Origin of the sequence: Jiella flava (assembly GCF_017349315.1) — a bacterium.
Lineage (GTDB): Bacteria > Pseudomonadota > Alphaproteobacteria > Rhizobiales > Rhizobiaceae > Jiella > Jiella flava.
In genome coordinates this window covers 14358-39378 of sequence record NZ_JAFMPP010000021.1, presented here as the reverse complement: position 1 = coordinate 39378, position 25021 = coordinate 14358, and the positions used below count along the sequence as shown (strand labels likewise).

Below are 25021 nucleotides of genomic sequence, written 5' to 3'. Positions count from 1 at the left end.
CCGCATGCTCCCCCCTCACAAAGCCGGCCCGGCCTATGCCGAGCTACAGGTCACCACCCATTTCAGCTTTTTGCGCGGCGCGTCCTCGCCCGAAGAGTTGTTCGCCACGGCCGCACAGATGGGCATCAAGGCGCTCGGGATCGCCGACCGCAATTCGCTGGCCGGCATGGTGCGCGCCCATGAGGCGGCCAAGACCACCGGCGTGCGGCTGATCGTCGGCTGCCGGCTGGATCTGGCAGGCAGCCTGCCGGTGCTGGTCTATCCGACGAACCTGGCCGCCTATTCAAGGCTCTGCCGCCTGCTCTCCCTTGGCAAGAGCCGGGCTGGCAAGGGCGCCTGCCATCTCGAATGGGACGATCTCGCGGCCCATGCCGAGGGCCTTCTCGCGATCCTTCTGCCCGAGGCGGCGGATGAGACGTGCCGGCTTGAAGCCGCGCGCCTTGCCGCCTGTTTTGGCGATCGCGCCTCTCTCGCCCTCACCCTTCGGCGGCGGCCGGGTGATCGGCTGCGGCTGTACGACCTGTCGAATCTCGCCTCCGAGACCGGCGTCGCGCCAGTCGTCACCAACGACGTTTTGTTTCACGATCCGGACCGGCGCATCCTGCAGGACGTCGTCACCGCGATCCGCCACAACGTCATCATCGACGATCTCGGCTTTCGCCGCGAGCGCCACGCCGACCGGCATCTGAAGCCGCCGCAGGAAATGCACCGGCTGTTTGCCCATGATCCGGGGGCCCTTCACCGAACCCTGGAGATCGCCGAGCGCTGCCGCTTTTCGATGGACGAAATCGCCTATCAATATCCCGAGGAACGCGAAGACCCCGCGCTGACGCCCCAAGAGACACTCGAACGGCTGACCTTTGCGGGCGCCGCCGAGCGCTATCCGAAGGGGGTTCCGGACAAAGTGCAGGCAATCCTTCGCCACGAGCTGGCGCTGATCGCCAAGCTCGATTACGCCCCCTATTTCCTGACGGTAAATGCCATCGTCCGCTTCGCCCGCTCTCGAGACATTCTCTGCCAGGGCAGAGGCTCGGCGGCGAACTCGGCCGTCTGTTATGTCCTCGGCATCACCGCCATCGATCCGGTGCGGTGCGACCTTCTTTTCGAGCGCTTTGTCTCCGAGGAACGCCGCGAGCCGCCGGATATCGACGTCGACTTCGAACATGAGCGGCGCGAGATCGTCATCCAATGGATCTTCGACACCTATGGCCGCGATCGGGCCGCGCTGTGCTCGACCGTCATCCGTTATCGCAGCAAAGGGGCGCTGCGCGACGTCGGCAAGGCGCTCGGCCTGCCGGAGGATCTGATCACCCAGATTTCCAGTCAGGTCTGGGGCTGGTCCGAGGGGCCGGTGGATCCCCGACATCTCAAGGAAGCCAATCTCAACCTGTCCGACCGCCGCCTCCAGATGACCCTGGAGCTGGCCGGCCAACTGCGCGGCGCGCCGCGCCATCTCTCCCAGCATCCCGGCGGCTTCGTCCTGACCAACGATCGGCTGGACGATCTCGTGCCGATCGAACCGGCAGCGATGGATGGGCGCCAGGTGATCGAATGGGACAAGGACGACATCGACGTCCTGAAATTCATGAAGGTCGACGTCCTCGCTCTCGGCATGCTGTCCTGCATGAAACGCGGCCTCGATCTGTTGAAGGCGCACAAGGAAATCGATTACGATCTTTCGACCATCCCGGCGGAGGATCCGAAGACCTATGCGATGATCCGGCGGGCGGACACGCTCGGCACCTTCCAGATCGAAAGCCGGGCGCAGATGTCGATGCTGCCGCGGCTGAAGCCGCGCACCTATTACGACCTCGTCATTCAGGTGGCGATCGTACGCCCCGGCCCGATCCAGGGCGACATGGTGCATCCCTATCTGCGCCGCCGCGAGGGGCTGGAAAAGGTCGACTATCCCAAGCCCGAACTGGAAAAGGTGCTCGGCAAGACCTTCGGCGTGCCGCTCTTTCAGGAACAGGCGATGCGCGTTGCCATCGAATGCGCCGGCTTTTCCCCCGGCGAGGCGGACGGCCTGCGCAAGTCGATGGCGACCTTCAAATTCACCGGCGGCGTCTCGGCCTTCAAGGACAAGCTCGTCGCCGGCATGACCGCCAATGGCTATGAGCGCGATTTTGCCGAACGCACCTTCCGCCAGCTCGAAGGTTTCGGCTCCTATGGCTTTCCGGAAAGCCATGCCGCCTCCTTCGCGCTTGTCGCCTATGCCTCGTCCTGGCTGAAATGCTGGCATCCGGACGTCTTTTGCGCGGCCCTCCTCAACGCCCAGCCGATGGGTTTTTATGCCCCCGCTCAGATCGTCCGCGACGCCAAGGAGCATGGGGTCGAAATCCGCCCTGTCTCGATCAACCATTCGCGCTGGGACTGCACCCTCGAAACACCGCAAGAGCCCGACAGCAAAGGTCTTTTCGCGGTGCGGCTCGGACTGCGCATGGTCAAAGGGCTTGCCAACAAGGAGGCGGCCCGGCTGCTCGCCACCCGCGGCGGGGCGCCCTTCGCCTCGATCGAGGATCTCTGGAGACGGGCGGGCCTCACCATTCAGGCTCTGACGCGGCTGGCCGAGGCCGATGCGTTCCGGCCGGCCTTCGCCTTGAGCCGGCGCGAGGCGGTCTGGGCGATCAAGGCACTCCGCGACGAGCCGTTGCCGCTGTTTGCCGCCGCCAGCGCCATGGCCAGTGCCGATGCAACCGGCGAGAATGCCTCAGCGTCGGAGCTGCGTGAGCCGCAGGTGCGGCTGCGCCAGATGCCCGCCGGCGGTGAGGTGGTCGGCGATTATCGCCACGTCGGCCTGTCGCTCCGCGGCCATCCGGTCGGCTTTTTGCGCGCGGATCTGCGCCAACGCCGGATCGTCACCTGCGCCGAGGCGATGGGCGCGCGGGACGGGCGATGGCTGGCGGCGGCGGGCCTGGTGCTGGTGCGCCAGCGACCGGGCAGCGCCAAGGGGGTGATGTTCATCACCATGGAAGACGAGAGCGGCATCGCCAATCTGGTCGTCTGGCCGAAAACCTTCGAAAAATTCCGCCGCATCGTTTTGACCGCGACGATGCTCGGGGCCCATGGCCGCATCCAGCGCGAAGGCGACGTGGTGCATCTCGTCGTCCAGAAGCTGGCGGATCTATCCGCAAAGCTAGCAAGTATCGGCGGACGTGAAGCCCACTTTCCGCTGCCCCACGGCCGGGGGGACGAGTTCCACCACGGATCGCCCACGCAAGATCCACGCGACAAGCCGCCGCGCACACCTGCGGCACATGATATCTATATTCGCGATCTGCAACTTGACACGATCAGCGTGAAAGCACGCAATTTCCGTTGAAAGCACCGGTTGCTTTCATCACCTTGCGACAACGCTTTCTTAGGTGGTTTCTGTCAGTGTACGATCTTGTTCTGCGGCCCCGCCGAAGGCTGTGCGGCGGACGAATTTCGTTCCGGCAGATAGCATTTGCCGAGTCTGAAAATCGCGGATGCGCAGGCCAATTCGATGAGCGATCCCAACGAAAGCCTTCCGTTTTCGAAACCGGCGGCGCGCCATTTGCCCAAGCGCCCAGACGATCCGAACGAGAACGTGCAACTCAACGCCCAGGCCCTGCAAACCCTCACTCATCTCGACAATGAGTTCATCAGCCCCCGCATGTTGTGCGGTCTGTGGCGGCTCGGCGAAGGCACCGTGTTCTTCCTGATCGGCATCGTCTGCTGGCTGCTCGAAGGCCAAACTCCAAAGGCCATTCTGCCCATCGCCGCGATGCTCGTCGGCACCCTCATCGGCATCGGGATTTTGAATGCGGCGCATACCTACGACCTGTCGTTCCTGCGCGGCTCGCAACTGAAACTCTGGCGGGTCGCGGTCGGTCTCGGCCTCGCCGCCGGCTTGGTCGCGCTGTTCCTCTATGGCTTCGACCGGCCAACGCTGAGCGGCCTCCCGCTCCTCTCCTGGGCCATCATCGGGCTTGCGGTGATCTGTCTCGCCCGGCTGATCTTCGCCTCGCGCCTGCGGCACTGGGCGCGCAACGGTTTGATGGAGCGCCGGGCGGTCATCGTTGGCGGCGGCAAGAACGCCGAGACCCTCATTCGCGGCCTCGAAATGCAGCCCGGCAACGACATCCGGATCTGCGGCATCTTCGACGATCGGGACAATCGACGATCGCCGCCGCTGGTTGCCGGCTATCCGAAACTCGGCACGATCGCCGAGCTGGTGGAATTTGCCCGCCGCACCCGCATCGACATGCTGATCGTCACCCTGCCGTTGTCGGCCGAAACGCGCCTGCTTTCGCTGCTCAAGCAGCTCTGGGTGCTGCCGCTGGACATTCGCCTGGCCGCTCATTCGGCGGAGCTGAAATTTCGCCCCCGCACCTATTCCTACGTCGGGTCCTTACCGCTGATCGACGTCATCGACCGGCCGCTCGCCGACTGGGATACGATCGCCAAACGCGCGTTCGACATCATGGCCGCATCGCTGGCGATCGTGCTCCTGTCGCCGATCATGCTGATCACGGCGATCGCGGTGAAGCTCGACTCTCCGGGGCCGATCATCTTTCGCCAGAAGCGCCACGGCTTCAACAATCAGGAAGTCGAGATCTTCAAGTTCCGCTCGCTGCATCACGCCATGAGCGACCCCGAGGCCCGGCAGATCGTCACCCGCAACGACAAGCGGGTGACCCGCGTCGGTGCCTTCATCCGCAAGACCTCGATCGATGAGCTGCCGCAGCTTTTCAACGTGCTGCGCGGCGATCTGTCGATCGTCGGCCCGCGCCCGCACGCCGTCCATGCCCGCTCCAGCCGCGACGAGACCTTCACCGAGATCGTCGACGGCTATTTCGGCCGCCACAAGGTCAAGCCCGGCATCACCGGCTGGGCGCAGATCCACGGCTGGCGCGGTGAGATCGACGACCCGACCAAGCTAGTCAAACGCTTCGAATATGACCTGTTCTACATCGAAAACTGGTCGCTCGCCCTTGATCTGTACATCCTGCTGATGACACCGATCAGCCTGCTGCGCACGGACTCTGCCTACTGAGTGTGATGAGCCGGCCGAGCGGCTCAGCCTGCGGCAAGCCGCGCGAACACCTTCGGCAGCATCGCCGGCAGATCCTCGGCGATCAGCCCGGGTCCAAACATCTCGGCCGCCTTGCCATGCATCCAGACCGCGGCGCAGGCGGCTTCGAACGTCGCCGCGCCTTGCGCCAGCGCCGCCGCGACGAGCCCCGAGAGCACGTCGCCGCTGCCGGCAGTGGCAAGCCAAGGCGTTCCCGTCGTATTGATCGCCGCCCGGCCATCCGGCGCGGCAATGACGGTGTCGCGGCCCTTCAGAAGGACGATCGATCGCGCCCTGGCGGCGGCCTGGCGCGCCGTCTCCGGCTTGGCCATCGCGTCCGCTGCCGCCAAATCCGGAAACAGCCGCTTGAATTCGCCGGCATGGGGCGTCAGCACCATCGCCGCCTCGCCCTTCGTCCGGCGATCGGCGGCCTGGGCAGCCAGCGCAAACAAGGCCGCCGGATCCTCGGCAAATGAGGTGATCCCGTCGGCATCGAGCACCAGCCGCGCCTCGCTCGCCAACACCGCCTCAGCATAGTCGCGCGCCTGCGCGCCAACGCCGAACCCCGGTCCCAGCACCAGCGCGTTCAGGCGACGATCGCCAAGGAGTTCGGTAAGGGTCGCGCGGTCGTCGCAACGCTTCAGCATCACCGCCGTCAGATGGGTGGCATTCACCAGAACGGCGCTCGATGGCGACAACACTGTGACGAGCCCCGCACCGCCCCGCAGCGCCGCCGTCGCCGCAAGCCGCGCCGCGCCGGTCTGCGCCGCTCCACCGGAGACGACGACGGCATGACCGCGGTCGTATTTGTGGCCCGCATCGGCCGGTGTTCTCAGCTGATCGCGCCAGAGCGCCGGCTCGTTCGCAAAGGTCCGCGGCCCGATCGCATCGAGCACGACGGGCGCGATGCCGATGTCGGCGACCGTCACGGAACCGCAATGGGAGCGCCCCGGCTCGAGCCAATGACCGGGCTTGGCCCGAAAGAAGGTGACCGTCGCCGTTGCCGTGACGGCCATGCCGAGCCGCTCTCCCGTCAGGCCCGAAATTCCCGAGGGCAGATCGATCGACAGAACCGGCACCGGGTCGGCGTTGAGGCGGTCGACCATGCCGGCCACCTCGCCTTCCAAGGCCCGCGACAGCCCGGCGCCGAACAACCCGTCGACGACAAGATCGAACGCCTCCGGCCGAAACGCGGCGAGTGGCGCCCCCTCGTTGCCGAAAGCCTGCGCGGCGATCGCGGCGTCGCCCGACAATTTCTCCGGCGGTTGAAGCCGGAACACCGCGACCGCCCGCCCCCGCCGCTGCAGGATTGCCGCTGCGGCCCAGGCATCGCCGCCATTGTTGCCCGGCCCGGCCAGGCAGGCGACGCGCACGGCATCTGGAAAGGCCGCTTCGATCGCCTCGACGATGGCGGCAGCCGCGCGCTCCATCAGCAAGATGCCGGGGGTGCCGGCGGCGATCGTCAGCGCATCGGCCCGCGCCATTTCGGCCGGCGTCAACAACGCTGCGCTCATTGCCTGATTTGACGCCATCTTGATTGCATATTTTTTGTTCATTTCGCCATCTTTTTATGCATAAAACTTATCATCAAGACCGAATATCAGCCATTTAGGCCCTGACGAACCCGAGGTCCGGGAAAATTCTTCGCTGGACAGGCCGTTAGGACAGGGGCTCCATTGCCGCACGGACGAATCAAGCTATGTCGAGTGTGCCTTTCACGTCGGCGAGCTTGGCATGACACGTGCATTGTCGGCGTCGGCGGGCAAGACTCGCCATGCGAGACCATAGTGTGGAAAAGGGCAGTCGATGAAAAAGGTCGAGGCGATCATCAAGCCATTCAAGCTGGATGAGGTGAAGGAGGCGCTTCAGGAGGTCGGGCTCCAGGGCATCACCGTAACCGAGGCCAAGGGATTCGGCCGCCAGAAGGGCCACACCGAACTGTATCGGGGCGCGGAGTATGTCGTCGACTTCCTACCCAAGGTGAAGGTCGAGATCGTGCTGGCCGACGAAACTGTTGAAGCGGCGGTCGAGGCGATCCGCAAGGCGGCGCAGACCGGTCGTATCGGCGACGGCAAGATCTTCGTGTCACCGATTGAAGAAGCCATTCGCATCCGCACCGGCGAAGCCGGAACCGACGCGATCTAAGCATCGAAGGATCGACGAGATCCTTTGAAAGACCCAACAAACCATGAAAAATGGGAAGGACGGCCATGACGAGCGCCAACGAGATTTTGAAGCAGATCAAGGACAACGACATCAAATTCGTCGACCTGCGCTTCACCGATCCGAAGGGCAAGATGCAGCATGTTACGATGGACGCCTCCATCGTCGATGAAGACATGTTCTCGGAAGGCTCGATGTTCGACGGCTCGTCGATCGCCGGTTGGAAGGCCATCAACGAGTCCGACATGGTGCTGATGCCGGATCCCGATACCGCCTACATGGATCCGTTTTTCGCCCAGGCGACGATGGCGATCACCTGCGACATTCTCGATCCGATTTCCGGGGAAGGCTACAACCGTGATCCGCGCTCGACCGCGCGCAAAGCGGAAGCCTATCTCTCCCAGTCGGGGATCGGCGACACCTGCTTCTTCGGCCCCGAGGCCGAATTCTTCGTCTTCGACGACGTGCGCTACAAGGCCGATCCGTACAACACCGGCTTCAAGCTCGACTCGACCGAACTGCCGTCCAACGACGACACCGACTATGAGACCGGCAATCTCGGCCACCGGCCGCGCATCAAGGGCGGCTACTTCCCGGTTCCGCCGGTCGATTCCTGCCAGGACATGCGCTCGGAAATGCTGACCGTGATGGCCGAGATGGGCGTCGCCGTCGAGAAGCATCACCACGAGGTGGCCGCGGCCCAGCACGAACTCGGCATCAAGTTCGACACGCTGACCCGCAACGCCGACAAGCTGCAGATCTACAAGTACGTCATCCACCAGGTCGCCAACGCCTACGGCAAGACCGCGACCTTCATGCCGAAGCCGGTTTACGGCGACAACGGCTCGGGCATGCATGTTCACCAGTCGATCTGGAAGGGCGACAAGCCGGCGTTTGCCGGCAACGAATATGCCGGGCTGTCGGAAACCTGCCTCCACTACATCGGCGGCATCATCAAGCACGCCAAGGCGATCAACGCCTTCACCAACCCGTCGACGAATTCCTACAAGCGCCTCGTCCCGGGCTTTGAAGCGCCGGTCCTGCTGGCCTATTCGGCGCGCAATCGCTCGGCCTCCTGCCGCATTCCGTTTGGCCATTCGCCGAAGGCGAAGCGCGTCGAGGTCCGCTTCCCGGATCCGACGGCTAACCCGTATCTCGCCTTCTCGGCGATGCTGATGGCCGGCCTTGACGGCATCAAGAACAAGATCCATCCGGGCCAGGCCATGGACAAGGATCTCTACGATCTGCCGCCGGAGGAGCTGAAGGAAATCCCGACCGTCTGCCGCAGCCTGCGCGAGGCGATGGAATCGCTTGATGCCGACCGCGACTTCCTCAAAGCCGGCGGCGTCTTCGACGACGACCAGATCGACGCCTTCATCGACCTGAAGATGGCCGAAGTGCTGCGCTACGAGATGACGCCGCATCCGATCGAGTTCGACATGTACTACTCGGTCTAGAGCGCCCTGCGTCCTATCGGACGCAGAACGGTCGCTCTAAGCCTTTGAATCGACGCATCGTGCTTTGCCGAAAATCGATTCCGATTTTCGGCAAAGCACGATGCTGGAGGCGACCGTCATCGCTGACAAACGCTATAAGGGGCGTCCGGAGACGGGCGCCCTTTTTTGCGTTCGTGGCCCTGACCTTCACCCAATGACAAGCCGGGGCCTTTCCACATTCAACAGCTTTTGCAGTGGAAAACGCCGAAAACCGCTCTAGAGCGCGGCTTACGGCGGCACGCCGCCTTGAAGAACATTTCGTGAAAGTATAGCTAGAAGGCCATGCTTCCGGCGTATTTCGTCAAACCCACCGTCGAGCGAGGAACCCAAAGCCGATGAGCGACGACCTGTTTTCGGGCAACGCCGCGCGTCAGCCGAAGGCGCCACGGCCGCAAGGCACCGCCCGTAAGGCAACGGTGGAATTCGTGCCCGGCGCCGATTACACAGCCGCCGATATCGAGGTTCTGGAGGGGCTGGAACCGGTCCGGCGCCGGCCCGGTATGTATATCGGCGGTACCGACGAAAAGGCCGTGCATCATCTTTTCGCCGAGGTCATCGACAATTCGATGGACGAGGCCACCGCCGGCCATGCCAATTTCATCGAGGTCGCGCTCGAAGCCGACGGGACGCTGTCGATCAGCGACAACGGCCGCGGCATCCCGATCGACCCGCATCCGAAATACAAGGACCGTTCGGCGCTCGAAGTCATCATGACGACGCTGCATGCCGGCGGCAAATTCGATTCCAAGGTCTATGAGACCTCCGGCGGCCTGCACGGTGTCGGCGTCTCGGTGGTCAACGCTCTGTCGGAGTTCCTCGAGGTCGAGGTCGCGCGCAACCGCCGGCTCTATCGCCAGACCTATGAGCGCGGGCTTGCCACCTCGAAGCTCGAAGAGGTCGGCGAGGTCCACAATCGGCGTGGCACCCGGGTCCGGTTCCGGCCCGATCCGCAGATCTTCGGGGCGAACGCCCGCTTCCGCCCGGAACGACTGATGGCGATGGCCCGCTCCAAGGCCTATCTCTTCGGCGGCGTCGAAATCCGCTGGTCCTGCGATCCCTCGCTCATTCCAGCCGATGCCGGTGTTCCAAGCCGCGAGACCTTCCATTTCCCCGGCGGCCTGAAGGACTATCTCGAAACGACGCTCGGCAGTGAGCATCGGGTGACCTCGCAGCTCTTTGCCGGACGCACCGAAAAGACGACCGGCCACGGCGCCGTCGAATGGGCCGTCAGTTGGACCGCCGACGACGGCTTCGTGCGGTCCTACTGCAACACCATTCCGACGCCCGAAGGCGGCACCCACGAAGCCGGTCTGCGCTCGGTGCTGCTGCGCGGCCTCAAAGCCTTTGCCGAGGTCTCCGGCAACAAGCGCGCGGCGATCATCACCGGCGACGACATCATGCAGACGGCCTCGGCCATGCTGTCGGTGTTCATTCGCGAGCCGGAATTCGTCGGCCAGACCAAGGACCGGCTGGCCACCGTGGAGGCGCAGCGGATCGTCGAGCAGTCGATGCGCGACAGCTTCGACATCTGGCTCGCCTCTTCGCCCCAGGATGCCGCCCGGCTGATCGACTGGGTGGTCGAGCGCGCCGACGAGCGGCTGCGCCGGCGCCAGGAAAAAGAAGTCAGCCGCAAGTCGGCGACCCGCAAGCTGCGCCTGCCCGGCAAGCTGGCCGATTGTTCCCAGACCGGCGCCGTCGGTGCCGAACTCTTCATCGTCGAGGGCGACTCGGCCGGCGGTTCGGCCAAGCAGGCGCGCGACCGGAAAGTCCAGGCAATCCTGCCGCTGCGCGGCAAGATCCTCAATGTCGCCAGTGCCGGCCGCGAGAAGCTCGGCGCCAATCAGCAGCTGTCCGATCTCATCCTGGCGCTCGGCTGCGGCACCCGCTCGAAATATCGGCCGGAAGATCTGCGCTACGAGCGCGTGATCATCATGACCGATGCCGATGTCGACGGCGCTCATATCGCCTCGCTCTTGATCACCTTCTTCTATCGCGAAATGCCGGAGCTGATCCGCGGCGGCCATCTCTTTCTCGCCGTCCCGCCGCTCTACAAGCTGGCGGCCGGGGGCAAGACGTTTTACGCGCGGGACGACAAACATCGCGAGGAGATCGTCGGCCGCGAGTTCAAGGGTCGCAAGGTCGAGGTGGCGCGCTTCAAAGGTCTCGGTGAAATGCTGCCGGCGCAGTTGAAGGAGACCACGATGGACCCGCGCAAGCGCACGCTCCTCAGGGTGGTCGCCGACGAAACGCCGGAAGCCGGCACATCCAGCGCGGTCGACGCGCTGATGGGCAACCGACCGGAGTCGCGCTTCCGCTTCATCCAGGAACAGGCGGCCTTCGCTTCCGACCTCGACATCTGATGGATGGCGGCATTGTTGGTGTCGGCAAAGCGGCCGGTGAATGGCATCGCGTGGCGCTGCCACGGCGGCCCCACCGGGACCGCACTCATGCCACGCCTTGCACGGCCGTAAAGACAGCGGCGATGCGTCAGGTGTCAAGTTAGTGCGCCCTGCGTCCGATCGGACGCAGAAAGGTCGCTCTCACCCTTGGAATCGACGCATCGTGCTTTGCCAAAAATCGATTCCGATTGTCGGGCCGATGCTGTAGGCCGGTGCCGCGGCGCCGAGGTCGGTGCGCTTGCGCGGGCGAGCCGGTCAGGCCGAAAGTCCAAGCCGGACGTCATCGATGATTGTCTTGATTTCGCTGCGACAGGAGCCGCAATTGGTGCCGGCCCGCAGCGCGTTGCCGACCGCCTCGACGGTTGTCGCCTCGCCGGAGGCCACAAGCGCGGCGATCTGATTGGCGCCGACAGAAAAACACGCGCAGATGGTCGCACCGGGATCGGGCCGATCCGCGCCGCCGCGGCCGGCGAGGAGACGCGAGCGATTTCCCGCGTCGTGCTCGCTCAGAGTAAGCTGCATCACGGCCCAGTTGCGCGATACCTCGACGGGGCTGCGGGAGAGATAAAGCGCGCCGAGAAGCCGCCCGTTCCGAAACATCGCGACGCGCGCCGTGCCCGTCTTGCGATCGCGATAAATCACGGTTTCGGCGTCGGGATCGCCGGTAAGGGTCTGGCCGAAGGCCGCAGGATCGGCAAGCGCCGCCTCGCCAGCAAGTTCGACGCGCCAGCCGTCCTGCGTGCGCGCGGCAGCGATATACGCAACTTCGCCGGCGAGCCGATCGATGTCGGGGCGCGCTCTCATGATCGCGAAGGCGTGCCACGCCGCTTCGAAGCGCTTGATCGTGACCTTTGTCGTCTTCAAAGCCGGCTGACCGGACAACGGATCACGCGCGGCATGGGTGACGGCGCCGATCCGCCCGCTGGGGGCAAAACGCCGGGTCCAGTGCATCGGGACGAAGACCGACCCGAGGCGTTGGCGCTCGGTGATCAACGCCCGCACGATCGCCTCCCCCTGTGGCGACATGACCCTGACGAGATCGGCCTCTTTGATGCCGAAGTTGGCGGCATCGCGTGGATTAAGTTCGGCGAAGGGCTCGGCGATATGGGCTGACAGACGGGCCGACAGGCCGGTCCGTGTCATCGTGTGCCAATGGTCACGCAGCCGACCGGTATTGAGGACAAGCTTGCCGGCCAACGTCGCCGCGACAGGAGGATCCGTGACCACGAAGCGGGCCCGGCCATCGCTGTGAAAGAAGCCCCCCTCGGCAAAAAAGCGGCTGTCGCGGGTCTCCTGCCGATCGCGGCGGGCCCGAACGGGCCACTGGATCGGCGCCAGAGCGTCGTATTCCGCCTCCGTGAGCCCCGACAATCCGCCGATTTCGAAATCCCGGCTGCCGTGGTTTTCAACGGCCGACAAGCGGGCATGCTCGTCAAAGATCTCGGCCGCCGTCTGGTAGTCGAAGCCCTCAAAACCCATCCGTCTTGCGACATCGGCGAAGATCGCCCAGTCGGGCCGCGCTTCGCCGGGGCAGGCGAGAAACGGCCGCTGCCGCGAAATCCGGCGTTCGGAATTGGTCACCGTGCCATTCTTCTCGCCCCAGGCGGCCGCAGGAAGGAGCACGTCGCCAAAGGCGGCGGTGTCGGTTTTCGCGATCACCTCGGACACGACGACGAAGGGACAGCGCGCCAACGCCCGCTCGACCTGACCGGAACGGGCCATCGACACGACCGGGTTTGTGCCGGCGATCCACAACGCCTTGATGCGTCCATCCGCAACGGCGTCGAACAGCTCGACCGCCTTGAGGCCGGCATGATCGGCAATTCTCGGCGCCCTCCAAAACGCCTGAACCCGTGCGCGATCCGCGGCGTCTTCGAGGGCCATATGCGCGGCGAGCATGTTTGACAGGCCGCCGACTTCCCGCCCTCCCATGGCGTTCGGCTGCCCGGTCACCGAGAACGGCCCCATGCCCGGACGGCCGATCCGCCCCGTCGCCAGATGGCAGTTGATGATCGCGTTCACCTTGTCGCTGCCGGAACAGGACTGGTTGACGCCTTGACTGTAGATGGTCACGACCCTTTCGCTGCGAACGAAAAGCTCGAAAAAGTCACCGATCTCGGCCTCGCCAAGTCCGGTTTCGGCCGCGACCTTTCGCACCGACATCGTCTGGGCCGCCCGCGCGGCATCGGAAAATCCAAGCGTGTGCCGTTCGATGTAGTCGCGATCGATCGCGCCTTCTTTCACCAGGGCGTTGAGCAGCCCCACAAACAATGCGACATCCCCATCGGCGGCGATCGCCAGATGCGCGTCGGCGATCTCGCACGTTGCCGTGCGTCGCGGATCGATCACCACCACCTGCATCTGCGGACGCGCCGCCTTCGCCGCCGCCAGGCGCTGGAACAGCACGGGGTGGCACCAGGCCAGATTGGATCCCGTCAGAACGACAAGATCCGCCATCTCGAGATCGACATAGCTGCCCGGCACGGTGTCGGCGCCGAACGCCCGCTTGTGGCCGGTCACGGCGGACGCCATGCAAAGACGGGAATTGGTGTCGATGTTCGCCGAACCGATGAAGCCTTTCATCAGCTTGTTGGCGACGTAATAATCTTCGGTCAAAAGCTGGCCCGACAGATAGAACGCGACCGAGTCCGGCCCATGGTCGGCGACGGCCTCGCTAAACCGCGCAGCGACCATGTCGAGCGCCCTGTCCCATGTCGCCGGGACGCCCCCGATCTGAGGCTGCAGCAGGCGCTCTTCCAATCCGAGCGTCTCGCCAAGCGCAGAGCCTTTCGAGCACAGCCGACCGAAATTGGCGGGATGATCCGGATCGCCGGCGATCGCCACGGACCCATCCACCGCCGGTGTCGCGAGAACCCCGCATCCGACGCCGCAATAGGCACAGGTCGTGCGAACGGTTTTCGTCGCCGCGGCGGCTTGCATCGGATCGGTCTCCTTTCGCAGATTCAAGCGGCGGGCTTCGACAGGTCGTCTCGAAGGTCCGCCTGATCATTCGGCCGCGTGCAGACGCTCCGCGTTGTCGGCGAGCGACAGCTCGATGACCTCCGTCAGAGGATCGACCCGCACCGCAAAGCGCCGCACGCGTCCCTCGTCCGGTCCCGCCATCTCGCCGCTTTGCAAGGAAATCACCGCATTGTGCAGCGGACAGGTGACCGACGTGTCGTGGACGATGCCCTGAGACAGCGGGCCTCCTTTATGCGGGCACTGGTCGGCAAGGGCGAAGATCCGGTCCTCGGCGGTCCGAAAGACGGCGATCCGGCCGAAAGGAGAGTCGACGCAACGCGCGCCCCGCCGCGGAATGTCGGTGACCAGACCGACGCGATGCCAAAGATCCGTCATCAACACGTGACCTCCTTCATCCCGATCTCCGCCAATGGCCGGAATTCGTGTGATGCGACCTCGCCGCTGGCCCGTTCGGCCCAAGGATCGCGTTGCGCGAAGGCCTGGCTGTGCACGAAGCGGTCGAAATAGCGGCGGCGCTCGTCCAAATCATCGACGATTGCGGCGCGGACCGAGTCCATGCCGACCCGCTTCAGCCATTTGTAAATCCGCTCGAGATAGTGGCCCTGCTCGCGATAGAGCTGCACCAAGGCGACAATCATTTCGAGCGCTTCGTCCTCGGTCTTTACCTGCGTGAGAACTTCGGTCCCCTTGATGTCGAGCCCCGCGGCACCGGCGAAATGGATTTCGTAGCCGGCGTCCGTGCAAATGACTCCGACATCCTTGCAGGTCGCCTCCGCGCAGTTGCGAGGACAGCCTGAGACCGCCATCTTGACCTTCGCAGGGGTCCACGACCCCCACATGAATTTTTCGATCCGCACGCCGAGACCGGTCGAATCCTGCGTCCCGAAGCGGCACCAGTCGGATCCGACGCACGTCTTCACCGTTCTCAGGGCCTTGCCGTAAGCGGCCCCCGACACCATGCCGGCAGCGTTGAGATCGGCCCAAACCGCCGGCAGATCCTCCTTCTTCACACCGAGAAGATCGATCCGTTGCCCGCCGGTGCATTTCACCGTCGGGATCGCGAATTTGTCGGCGACGTCGGCGATTGCCCGCAATTCCTTCGCCGAGGTGATCCCGCCCCACATCCGCGGGACGACCGAATAGGTCCCGTCCTTCTGGATATTGGCGTGAACGCGCTCGTTGATGAAACGCGACTGCTTGTCGTCCTGATATTCCCCCGGCCATTCGGCAAGCAGATAGTAATTGAGCGCCGGCCGACATTTGGCGCAGCCGCAGGAGGTCTTCCACTCCAGCTCCTGCATCACCTCGGGGATCGATTTCAACGCCTTGGCGACAATCAGCCGGCGCACGTCGGCATGGGACAGCTCGGTACAGCCACACATCGGCTTGACCGCGCGCGGATTGAACGCGTCGCCGAGAGTCAGGGCCATCAACTGCTCGACGAGACCGGTGCAGGTGCCGCATGAAGAGGAGGCCTTGGTATGAGCCCGCACATCGTCGAGGCAGGTCAGGCCCTTCTGGCTGATCGCAGCGGTGATCTTGCCCTTGCAGACGCCGTTGCAGCCGCAGATCTCCGCATCATCCGGCAAGGCTGCAACGGCCGCCATAGGGTCCAGAGGGGCGCCCCCCTGATAGGACTGGCCGAAGATCAAGGTTTCGCGCATCGCCGAGACCGGCGCGTTTTTCTTCATCAAATCGAAAAACCAGGCGCCGTCGGCGGTTTCTCCGTAAAGCACCGCGCCGATGATCGCATCGTCCTTGATCACCAGCCGCTTGTAAACGCCGGCGGACGCATCGCGCAGCACGATCTCCTCGCGGTCGTCCCCTTCGGCGAAATCACCGGCCGAAAACAGGTCGATCCCGGTCACCTTGAGTTTGGTCGAGGTGACGGAGCCGAGATAACGGGCCGCATCGTCGCCGCAAAGTTGCGCGGCGACGACGGCGGCCATCTCGTAGAGCGGCGCGACCAGACCGTAGCACACACCGCGATGCTCGACGCATTCGCCGAGCGCGAAGATGTCAGGATCCGAGGTCTGCAAATCGTCGCCGACGATGATGCCACGGCCGACGCTGAGCCCCGCATCTTTCGCCAGATGCACCGAGGGCCGAATACCAACCGCCATGACGACAATCGTCGCGGTGATGACGCTCCCGTCGTCGAGTTCGACCCCTTCGACCTTGTCGGTCCCTAAAATCGCTTTCGTGTTGGCCTTGGTGACGACGTCGATGCCCCGGGCCTTCAAGGACCGCTCGAGCAGGAAGCCGGCGGCCGGATCGAGCTGTCGCTCCATCAGGGTCGGCATGAGATGGAGAACGGTCACGTCCATGCCGCGCATTTTCAGCCCGGCGGCCGCCTCCAGACCGAGAAGCCCGCCGCCGATGACCACGGCCCGCCCGCCCGCCTTCGCCGCCTGGAGCATTTTTTCGACATCGTCGAGATCGCGATAGACGAGAACGCCCGAAAGATCGGCGCCGGGAATGGGCACGATAAACGGGCTCGATCCGGTGGCGACGATGAGCTTGTCGTAGGCGGCCACCGTCCCGTCCGCAGCCGTCACGGTCTTCGCCGCCCGATCGATCGCTTCGATGCGATTGCCCTTGTAAAGCGTCACCCCATGCACCGCATACCAGGCGTCGTCGTGGGTGATGATCTCTTCGTAGGTCTTCTCTCCCGACAAGACCGGCGAGAGCATCAGCCGATTGTAGTTCACACGAGGTTCGGCGTTGAAGATCGTGACGTCGAACCGTCCAGGCGCCGTTGCGAAGAGATGCTCCAGGGCTCGGCCGGGCGCCATGCCGTTGCCGATGACGACGAGCTTTTCAGACATGGGCGAACGCTCCATGAGGGCAGACGATCGAGGGTTGGAAGAACCGGGCATTGGGGGCCGCGCGGTTCTCCTTGGCGGCAGTTTTTTTCAAAGTCGACATCAGGCCGCCTCCCGAGCTTTGGCGGCAGCGTCCGTGCAGCTCTTTCGTTCGTCTTGCCCCAACGCCGTCGTCGGTCGCGCCCCGCCTTCATAGTGTTCAAGAAAATCAAGCAACTCCTGGCGATAGCGCCAGTAGTCGGGATGTTCGAGCAGCGCCTTGCGGCTGCGCGGCCGCGGCAGATCGACGGTCATCACCTTGCCGATCTTCGCCTTCGGCCCGTTGGTCATCATCACCACCCGATCGGCCAGCAAGATCGCTTCGTCGACGTCATGCGTGACGCAGATCGCCGTGACCTTCGTGCGCGTCCAGACGTCCATCAGAACGTCCTGCAACTCCCAGCGCGTCAGACTGTCGAGCATCCCGAACGGCTCGTCCAACAGAAGAAGCTTCGGCGACAGGGCAAAGGCGCGCGCGATACCGACCCGTTGCTTCATGCCGTTCGACAGATCGGCCGCCTGCCGGTGCATCGCATCGCCGAGGCCGACGCGATGAAGATAATGTTCAACGACGTCCTTGCGCTCGGCGGGTGTCGCGTTCGGGTAGACGCGGTCGACACCAAGGGCGACGTTCTCGCGCGCCGTCAGCCAGGGCATCAGCGATGGCGCCTGGAAGACCACGGCCCGATCGGGGCCGGCCCGGTGGACCTCACGCCCGTCGAGAACGATCCCCCCCGAGGAAATGTCGGTGAGGCCAGCCGCCATCGACAGGACGGTCGACTTGCCACATCCGGAGTGCCCGATCAGCGAGACGAATTCGCCGTTTTCCATCTTCAAGTCGAACCCACCGACGACGGTCAGTGGGCCCTTGGGGGTCAGATAAACCTTTCGCACCTCGAAAAATTCGACAAAGCCACGCTGAATCGGCGAGTGGGCGGCCTTGATATAGGCCTGCGGCAGATCGGGTGACGGCGTCCGCGCCCGCTTGCCAAGGTGGATTGGCGTGATCGACGGCAGCGCCACCGGATCGCCGGCCTCGGCGCTGGCGTGCCGGCCCCGCTCGATCAAATAGCCGGTGACCTCGCGCCGCAGACGTTTGAAGGTCTCATCCCCGTTGATCGCCGAGCGGTCGCGAGGATGCGGCAGATCGACGGCGAAAGACGGGCCGAGGCTCGCCCGTGGCCCCGGATCGAGGGGAATGATCCGATCGGCGAGCAGGATCGCCTCGTCGACATCGTTGGTGATCAGGATGATCGTCTTGCGCTCGACCCGGCTGATTGCGGCGAATTCGTCCTGGAGCTTGGCGCGGGTCAGGGCATCGAGGGCCGAGAGCGGCTCGTCGAGGAGCAGGACTTCAGGATTGATGGCCAGGGCACGGGCTACCGAAACGCGCTGGCGCATGCCGCCGGACAGCTCCGCCGGCCGGCGATCGGCGGCATGGCTGAGGCCCACCATCGCGACATATTTCTCGACCCGCGCCTGCCGCTCGGCTTTCGATGCTTTGGCAAAAACGGAATCGACCGCCAGCGCCACATTGCCGCGAACCGAAAGCCAAGGCATCAACGAATACGACTGGAAGACGAGACCGCGTTCGGGACCGGGTCCCCTGACCGCCTCGCCGCGCATCAACACCGCGCCGGCATCCGGCATGGCAAGTCCGGCAAGCAGCGACATCAAGGTCGTCTTTCCAGAGCCGGAAAAGCCGACGATCGCAACGAATTCGCCTTCCTTGACGGTGAGATTGACGTCTTTGAGGATGTCCGCCCGGTCCTTGCCGGCGCCGAAGCTTTTGCAAACCGATTGGAGTTCGATGATCGGCGTGGTCATGATGGTTCCGGCCCCGTTTAGCGCGTGCCGTTGAAGGTGAAGGCGGTCTGAAGAGCGGCCATGATGCGATCAAGAACGAAGCCGACGATGCCGATGGTCAAGACCGCGACGATGATGCGGGCCAGGGAGTCGGAGGAACCGTTCTGAAACTCGTCCCAGACGAACTTTCCCAGGCCAGGGTTTTGAGCGAGCATTTCGGCGGCGATCAACACCATCCAGCCGACGCCGAGCGACAGACGCAGACCGGTAAAGATCAGTGGCATCGCCGAGGGCAGAACGAGCTTGGTGATGGTCTTCGTTGTCGACAGCTGCAGCACCTTGCCGACATTGACGAGATCGCGGTCGGTGGAGGCGACCCCGAGCGCGGTGTTGACCAGCGTCGGCCAGAGCGAACACAACGTGACGGTGATCGCCGAAATGACCATCGATTTCGAAAAACCATCGGTGGGATGAACGTAAAGCGCCGAGACGATCATCGTGACGATCGGCAGCCACGCCAGTGGAGATACCGGCTTGAACACTTGAATCAGCGGGTTGAGCGCGCCGTTCACTGTCTTCGAGAGGCCGCAGGCGATGCCGAGAGGCACGGCGATGATGGTTGCGAGGACGAATCCGAGAAAAACCGTCTTCAGGCTGGTCAGAATCTGTTCCGGGTAAGTCGGCGCCCCCGTATAGTCGCGATATCGAACGCGATCGGCATGACCGGCTGCGACCAACTTCTGATTGCGTGCCTCCTGCCGCTCGAAGAAGGCGGCCTTGTCAGCTTGGGCGCGCTGATAATCCGCGTAGAGTGCCTCCACCTGATCAAACACCTGGGTGGGGCCGGGAACGGTTCCGAGTGAGGTGTGGACCTGCGGCGCGAGTACGGCCCAGACCGCAAGAAAACACAGGATGCCGATCAGCGGCACGAACAGCCCCTGCCAGACCGCTTTGAGATTGGAACGCCAGTCGTCGCCGACAGCGATCTTGGCGATCGGGACCGCCCAGCCAAGTCCGAGGGCGGTCAGCGGGCCGGCCACCCGGGTGATGCGCATCAGGCGCTTTTCGCGCTTCAGCGTCCGGCGCTCCTCGGCAGATACCACGTCGCTCATATAGTCTGAGGCTGTCGTCATTTCAGGCAGTTCCTCGGATCGATGAAAAGTCGTCACGCCCTGTCCGACAAGCCGAGAGCCCTCGGCAGCCGACAGAAGCTCGATTCACTGAGAGAGACTTGCGACCTCCTCTTTGCCCTTGAGACCGATCTGGAATTTCTCGAGATAGGCGTTGGGCTTGCGGCCGTCATATTCGACGTGATCAATGAAATCGGTCGTCGCGGGCTTGTAGCCGTCGGTCTCAGGAACCTCGGCGGCCGCCAGATACCCGTCGGCGATCAGCGACTTTGCGGCCTGACGATAGATGTCGGGCCGATAGACGCTCTTGGCCGTCTCGGCATACCAGTCGTCGGACTTTTCTTCGGAAATCTGGCCCCAGCGGCGCATCTGGCTCAGGAACCAGACAGCATCGGAATAATAGGGATAGGTCGCGAAGTAACGGAAGAACACGTTAAAGTCCGGGATCGGCCGGACATCGCCCTTGGCGTATTCGAACGTGCCGGTCATCGACTTGGCGATGACATCCGCGTCGGCGCCGACATATTCTGGCCGCGACAGAATCTGGACCGCTTCCTTGCGGTTTTCCGGGCTGGCATCGAGCCATTTGCCGGCGCGGATCAACGCCTTGGTCACGGCGATGGCGGTCTGCGGATTGTCGTCGACGAATTTCGCGGTCATCCCGAAGACCTTTTCGGGATTGTTCTTCCAGATCTCGTAATCGGTGATGACCGGAACACCAATCCCCTTGACGACCGCCGCCTCATTCCAAGGCTCGCCGACGCAATAGCCTTCGATGGTGCCGGCTTCCAGCGTCGCCGGCATCTGCGGCGGCGGCGTCACCGAAAGCAGCACGTCCGCCTTGACCTGGCCGGAGGTGTCGGACGGGGTGTAGTAGCCGGGATGCAGTCCGCCGGCGGCGAGCCAGTAGCGCAGATAGTAGTTGTGGGTCGAGACCGGGAAGACCATCCCCATGTTGAAGGGTTGCCCGGCCGCCTTGTATTGATCGACGACGGGCTTCAGCGCCGCGGCCGAAATCGGATGCTCCGGCTTGCCGTCGGGGCCGTTCTGGATGTGTTTCTGCATCTCCGCCCACACGGCGTTCGACACCGTGATGCCATTGCCGTTGAGATCCATCGAAAACGGCGTGACGATGTGGGCCTTGGTGCCGAAGCCGATGGTCGCCGCGAGCGGCTGGCCAGCCAGCATGTGGGCGCCGTCAAGCTCGCCGGTGATCACCCGGTCGAGCAGCACCTTCCAGTTTGCCTGCGCCTCCAGCGTGACGTAGAGGCCTTCATCCTCGAAGAAGTGCTTTTCCTTGGCGATCGCCAATGGCGCCATGTCGGTCAGCTTGATGAAGCCGAATTTCAGTTCGTCTTTTTCCGGAAGCAGCATTTCGGCGCTCGCCGATGCCGGCAGCGCCACGGCCGCAGCACTGGCCATTGTGGCGCCGAGAAAGAGCCGTCTGGTGATGGAAGTCAGGATGGGCATGAACAAAGCTCTCCCCTTGCTCGGATCGGTCAACCGCCGGCACACGTCGATTCGGAAATAAAAAAGGCTGCCCGACGCTTCGAAGCCGAATCAAACGATTGCAGCTTGCGTGAAGTGTCGGCAGCCTTGCCGTGAGACGCCCGCCTTTGGACGTCGGAAAGATGGGGCGGTCACCGCCGCCTGAAGAGGATTATTAGCCTAACAAAGACCGTGGTGCAACGCGGAAAATGCAATTTTCGCAAATTTCTTGAGCGCTTCGCCGCCGTGCCTATTATGTAATCTCCTTGCATTCAGACCAAGCAGACGGCGCCTCCAGCCTCGGCCCAAAAGTCGGCATCGATTTTCGGCAAAGCACGATGCGTCGATTCAAAGGGTGAGAGCGACCGTTCTGCGTCCGATCGGACGCAGGGCGTCCAGGCTGATTGCGCAAACCATGACCAAGGCGACTGCCTTATCGGCATTTCGGCAGGGCAGATCCGCCAATCCGGCTCTCGAGTGGCGAAAACAGCTCCGAATTCATTCCCCGTCCGCTGCGTCGAACAACCCATCCGGACGCTCTCGCCCGGCGGCCGATCCATCCTGGCGTGGGTCGATGCGCGCGCCCTCGAATCCGGTCGCCTCCAGACCCCCTCCGCCGGCCATGGCCTCGTCAAAGAATCGCGGGTCAAAGCTCTGACCGGCGATCTGGAGCCCCTCGTCGGAAAATATCGCATCCTGCCAGCGGACCATCTGCCGATACAGCCAGCGTCCGTGGCCGGGATCCGGCCGATTGGCATTTGCGCCGGCGAACACCATGAAATCGTCAATGGTTCGATGACTATCCGAAGCGATTTCCATCCGCCCCGTCAGCCCCGGAATGAGTGCCGCCTCATCGACATTCAACCGCTCCGGCACCGCAAGCAGTCGGGCGAGCGCTTCGAAATTCGCCCGATCGGAGCACCAGCGCGCGGCATCGCAGAGCGCCGCGATCAATGCCGTCAGCTCTTCGGGGTGATGCTGCGCGAAGTCGGCCCTCAATCCCAGAACCTTCTCCGGACCGCGCCGCCAGATTTCCGCCCGGCTGGTGACAATCCGTCCGGCGCCGCGTGTCACGGCGACGGTTGCCCACGGCTCACCGGCGCAAAACCCATCGATCGCGCCCCCCGCCAGCGCATCAGGCATCAGCGGCGGTGGCACGACGGTGATCTCCACGTCGCGCTCGGGTGTCACCCCACAGGCGGCGAGCCAATAGCGCAGATCGTAATTATGGCTCGAATGGGGGTGAACCACGGCAAATCTCAAAGGCCGCTCGTCGGTTGCGGCGCGGCGAGCGACGGCGGCGGCAAGGGCTTTGCCGGCCGCGCGCGGCGAGCGCTCGAAACCAGACGGAGCAAGCTCTGTCATCATCTGCGCAATCCGCTCCGAGACGACAACGCCGTTCCCGCCGAGCGCAAGAACCATCGGCGCCACCATCGCCGTCGGCAAAGGCCCGATGCCGAGATTGGCGGCAATCGGCATCGGCGCGAGCATATGCGCACAATCGAACTGTCCGACCCCGATGCGATCGCGGATCGTCGCCCAGGAGGTTTCGCGGTGAAGCGAGAGAATGACGCCGCGTTCCTCGGCAAAGCCGCAACTTGCCGCGGCAATCAGGACGGCGCTATCGAGAAGCGGGACATAGCCTGCGCGGATGAAACTCTGTCCAGCCATTACCCATCTCCGAGAAGGGAATAGGCGCTCACGAGACTGGCGGCGACATCGCCGATCCGCCGGCTCTCGTTCATCGCCGAGCGACGCAGCAGCTTGTAGGCCTCTTCCTCGTCGAGCCCCTTGGCCTTCATTAAAATCCCCTTGGCGCGTTCGATAACCTTACGCTCGGCAAGTTCCGATCGGGCATCGGCGAGTTCGCGCGACAACCGGCTCACCGCGTTGAACCGCGAGACCGCCATGTCGAGAATCGGCTTGACCCGTTCCTTCTTCAGACCGTCCACGACATAGGCGGAAACGCCGGCTTCCACCGCCGCGCGGATCGCCTCGGAGTCCGAACGATCGACGAACATCGCGACCGGCTTTCGCACCGATCGCGAGACTTGAAAAAAATGCTCGAGTTGGTCGCGATTGGGATTTTCCAGGTCGACGACGATCACGTCCGGCTGAAGGACTTCGATCTGCCTGACGAGGCCGCGAATTTCCGTCACCGTCGCCACTGTGGCGTGACCGGCTTCGCGCAACCCGGCCTCGATGATCGCCGCGCGCACCTGATTTTCATCGAAGATAAGGATGGAAAGGTCAGCCGCCATCCATCCATTCTGCTCAGGCGCCAACTTATTGCAATGCAATAGTTTGGGCGCTCTGCTCGATAAAGAGGCGCAATTTTGGGGCAGCGCCTGTTATCACGGCGAGACGTGGCCGGCCACCCCGCTCGCCGGCTTTGTGCCTTGACTGCCGGCGGCCCGGGCGCGGACAATCGGACCGGGCCGGATCACGCGGAACGCCGCGCGTCGTGGGCCGTTATGCGGCTGACAAACGTTTCGGCATCTTCGCCAGCGGCCAGCGCCGCATGGACGTGTTCCGCCTGGGTCTTCGGCGCTCGACCGCCGATCGGGGGATCGCGATCGAGATTGGTCGGAAAGGCATAGCCCTCCGCTGAGGCCGCGACGGCGTTGGCGATCGCGGCAGCGCTGAGTTCGCCGGCCGCACTGGCCGCCCGCAAAGCCGGATAGAGCGCCAGCGTCATCCGTGAGCGGTCCACCGCCTCCATGGCCCGGCCAAAGGCGGACGAGACCTGCAGGAGGTTCGCCATGCGGCGGATGTCACTCGATTGATTGGCCCCTGCCCCGTGCATCAGCGCGGGATTGAAAAACACGGCGTCGCCCTTGGCGAGCGGCAGCTGCACCGCATGATCAGCAAAATAGCGCTGGAACGGTTCGCGGCCAAAGGCGAGATAGCCTTCGAAGAAGGTCTGCGAATAGGGTAACAGCACCGTCGGCCCGCTCTCGATCGGCATGTCGCCATGGGCGATCGCGCCCTGCAGGGTGAGGAGCGGTGAGATCCGGTGAATATGGGCCGGAAAGGCCGTCATCTGCTCCGGCGACATGAAGCCGAGATGATAGTCGCGATGAGGTGTCTGCGCCGCGCCACCCGGATTGACGCGATTGACCTGCGCCGTCATCTGATAGCCTCGGCCTAGCCAGGCTTCGCTCGTCATCGCCACCGCCTCGCTGGCATAATAGCGCGCAAAATTCTTAGGATCGGCGAGGCAATGCTTTTCGAGGGCGTTCCAGACCCGATCGTTGGCGCCCGGCTTGGCGAAATGATCACCGCCGCCGCCGGAGCCGGCTTTTTCGGTCTCAATGATCGTCTCGAACACCGCTGTCGCGCGATCGACGACAGCAAGATCATCCATCGCGGCGCGAATGACGATGACGCCCGGCCCTGTCGCAAAGACCGCCGCCCATTCGGCCATCAGCTCGCGCCGCGTCCTAACGGACTGGGCCGTGCGACGCACCGCCTCGCCGTCATAGATCGGGATGTTCTTGGCGATCTCGCTCGCATGCGGCCAGTCTTCGGCGCGGGTCGTCTGCGCGACCTCGTCTTCGAAGATCGCGAAATCGCCGCTGCTCTCGTCGAGCCAGAGCCGGTCTCGGCGCTCGGCAGCAAGGTTTCTGGCATCCATGACCGTTCCTCCCGGTGC

15 protein-coding genes are annotated in these 25021 nt (G+C 63.8%); 5 read left to right on the top strand and 10 right to left on the bottom strand.

Going from position 1 to position 25021, the window contains the following annotated elements; translation table 11 throughout:
* The first annotated feature begins 4 nt into the window (after positions 1-4).
* Both J1C48_RS17785 and J1C48_RS17780 read left to right on the top strand, forming a co-directional pair.
* Positions 5-3322 (top strand): error-prone DNA polymerase, encoded by a 3318-nt coding sequence (locus J1C48_RS17785; protein WP_207259350.1) that lies wholly within the window; start codon positions 5-7, stop codon positions 3320-3322.
* A 165-nt stretch (positions 3323-3487) separates the two neighbouring features.
* The gene (locus tag J1C48_RS17780) at positions 3488-5020 is read left to right on the top strand and encodes an undecaprenyl-phosphate glucose phosphotransferase (RefSeq protein WP_207259349.1); all 1533 of its coding nucleotides are present in this window, start codon (positions 3488-3490) and stop codon (positions 5018-5020) included.
* A 23-nt stretch (positions 5021-5043) separates the two neighbouring features.
* Here the strand turns inward: J1C48_RS17780 and J1C48_RS17775 are convergent, their stop codons facing one another.
* A complete protein-coding gene (locus J1C48_RS17775; RefSeq protein ID WP_231081885.1) occupies positions 5044-6594 on the bottom strand; it encodes an NAD(P)H-hydrate dehydratase in 1551 nt (516 codons plus the stop codon).
* Positions 6595-6844: 250 nt separating this feature from the next.
* On the opposite strand from J1C48_RS17775, the gene J1C48_RS17770 reads away from it, so the two are divergent.
* From J1C48_RS17770 to parE, 3 genes are all read left to right on the top strand, one after another.
* Positions 6845-7183: a P-II family nitrogen regulator gene (locus tag J1C48_RS17770; protein WP_207259348.1), complete on the top strand. Its 339-nt coding sequence runs from the start codon at positions 6845-6847 to the stop codon at positions 7181-7183.
* A 65-nt stretch (positions 7184-7248) separates the two neighbouring features.
* Positions 7249-8658: a type I glutamate--ammonia ligase gene (gene glnA / locus J1C48_RS17765; RefSeq protein ID WP_207259347.1), complete on the top strand. Its 1410-nt coding sequence runs from the start codon at positions 7249-7251 to the stop codon at positions 8656-8658.
* A 374-nt stretch (positions 8659-9032) separates the two neighbouring features.
* The gene (gene parE, locus J1C48_RS17760) at positions 9033-11057 is read left to right on the top strand and encodes a DNA topoisomerase IV subunit B (RefSeq protein ID WP_207259346.1); all 2025 of its coding nucleotides are present in this window, start codon (positions 9033-9035) and stop codon (positions 11055-11057) included.
* 294 nt (positions 11058-11351) lie between these two features.
* Here the strand turns inward: parE and J1C48_RS17755 are convergent, their stop codons facing one another.
* From J1C48_RS17755 to J1C48_RS17715, 9 genes are all read right to left on the bottom strand, one after another.
* The gene (locus J1C48_RS17755) at positions 11352-14036 is read right to left on the bottom strand and encodes a nitrate reductase (protein WP_207259345.1); all 2685 of its coding nucleotides are present in this window, start codon (positions 14034-14036) and stop codon (positions 11352-11354) included.
* 66 nt (positions 14037-14102) lie between these two features.
* On the bottom strand, positions 14103-14453 hold the full coding sequence (nirD, locus tag J1C48_RS17750) for a nitrite reductase small subunit NirD (protein WP_207259344.1): 351 nt from the start codon (positions 14451-14453) through the stop codon (positions 14103-14105).
* Positions 14453-16906, bottom strand: coding sequence for a nitrite reductase large subunit NirB (gene nirB / locus J1C48_RS17745; protein WP_207259343.1), 2454 nt, complete (start codon positions 16904-16906; stop codon positions 14453-14455). Before nirB ends, nirD begins: the two co-directional genes overlap by 1 nt.
* Before the next feature lie 99 nt (positions 16907-17005).
* A complete protein-coding gene (locus tag J1C48_RS17740) occupies positions 17006-18769 on the bottom strand; it encodes an ABC transporter ATP-binding protein (RefSeq protein WP_207259342.1) in 1764 nt (587 codons plus the stop codon).
* A gap of 17 nt (positions 18770-18786) precedes the next feature.
* Positions 18787-19881, bottom strand: a complete 1095-nt coding sequence (locus J1C48_RS17735; RefSeq protein WP_207259341.1) for an ABC transporter permease — start codon at positions 19879-19881, stop codon at positions 18787-18789.
* An 84-nt stretch (positions 19882-19965) separates the two neighbouring features.
* Positions 19966-21348, bottom strand: a complete 1383-nt coding sequence (locus J1C48_RS17730; RefSeq protein ID WP_207259340.1) for a CmpA/NrtA family ABC transporter substrate-binding protein — start codon at positions 21346-21348, stop codon at positions 19966-19968.
* Positions 21349-21864: 516 nt separating this feature from the next.
* Positions 21865-23037, bottom strand: coding sequence for an ABC transporter substrate-binding protein (locus J1C48_RS17725; protein WP_207259339.1), 1173 nt, complete (start codon positions 23035-23037; stop codon positions 21865-21867).
* A complete protein-coding gene (locus J1C48_RS17720) occupies positions 23037-23627 on the bottom strand; it encodes an ANTAR domain-containing response regulator (RefSeq protein WP_207259338.1) in 591 nt (196 codons plus the stop codon). Before J1C48_RS17720 ends, J1C48_RS17725 begins: the two co-directional genes overlap by 1 nt.
* A gap of 182 nt (positions 23628-23809) precedes the next feature.
* Positions 23810-25003 carry a phytanoyl-CoA dioxygenase family protein gene (locus tag J1C48_RS17715; protein ID WP_207259337.1) on the bottom strand — a complete coding sequence of 398 codons (1194 nt, stop codon included), beginning with the start codon at positions 25001-25003 and terminating at the stop codon, positions 23810-23812.
* Positions 25004-25021: the final 18 nt, after the last annotated feature.

Excerpts from the sequence above, each read along its gene's own strand:
- J1C48_RS17785 (WP_207259350.1), top strand. The coding sequence starts at position 5 with ATGCTCCCCCCTCACAAAGCCGGCCCGGCCTATGCCGAGCTACAGGTC.
- J1C48_RS17780 (WP_207259349.1), top strand. The coding sequence starts at position 3,488 with ATGAGCGATCCCAACGAAAGCCTTCCGTTTTCGAAACCGGCGGCGCGC.
- J1C48_RS17775 (WP_231081885.1), bottom strand. The coding sequence starts at position 6,594 with ATGAACAAAAAATATGCAATCAAGATGGCGTCAAATCAGGCAATGAGC.
- J1C48_RS17770 (WP_207259348.1), top strand. The coding sequence starts at position 6,845 with ATGAAAAAGGTCGAGGCGATCATCAAGCCATTCAAGCTGGATGAGGTG.
- glnA (WP_207259347.1), top strand. The coding sequence starts at position 7,249 with ATGACGAGCGCCAACGAGATTTTGAAGCAGATCAAGGACAACGACATC.
- parE (WP_207259346.1), top strand. The coding sequence starts at position 9,033 with ATGAGCGACGACCTGTTTTCGGGCAACGCCGCGCGTCAGCCGAAGGCG.
- J1C48_RS17755 (WP_207259345.1), bottom strand. The coding sequence starts at position 14,036 with ATGCAAGCCGCCGCGGCGACGAAAACCGTTCGCACGACCTGTGCCTAT.
- nirD (WP_207259344.1), bottom strand. The coding sequence starts at position 14,453 with ATGACGGATCTTTGGCATCGCGTCGGTCTGGTCACCGACATTCCGCGG.
- nirB (WP_207259343.1), bottom strand. The coding sequence starts at position 16,906 with ATGTCTGAAAAGCTCGTCGTCATCGGCAACGGCATGGCGCCCGGCCGA.
- J1C48_RS17740 (WP_207259342.1), bottom strand. The coding sequence starts at position 18,769 with ATGACCACGCCGATCATCGAACTCCAATCGGTTTGCAAAAGCTTCGGC.
- J1C48_RS17735 (WP_207259341.1), bottom strand. The coding sequence starts at position 19,881 with ATGACGACAGCCTCAGACTATATGAGCGACGTGGTATCTGCCGAGGAG.
- J1C48_RS17730 (WP_207259340.1), bottom strand. The coding sequence starts at position 21,348 with ATGCCCATCCTGACTTCCATCACCAGACGGCTCTTTCTCGGCGCCACA.
- J1C48_RS17725 (WP_207259339.1), bottom strand. The coding sequence starts at position 23,037 with ATGGCTGGACAGAGTTTCATCCGCGCAGGCTATGTCCCGCTTCTCGAT.
- J1C48_RS17720 (WP_207259338.1), bottom strand. The coding sequence starts at position 23,627 with ATGGCGGCTGACCTTTCCATCCTTATCTTCGATGAAAATCAGGTGCGC.
- J1C48_RS17715 (WP_207259337.1), bottom strand. The coding sequence starts at position 25,003 with ATGGATGCCAGAAACCTTGCTGCCGAGCGCCGAGACCGGCTCTGGCTC.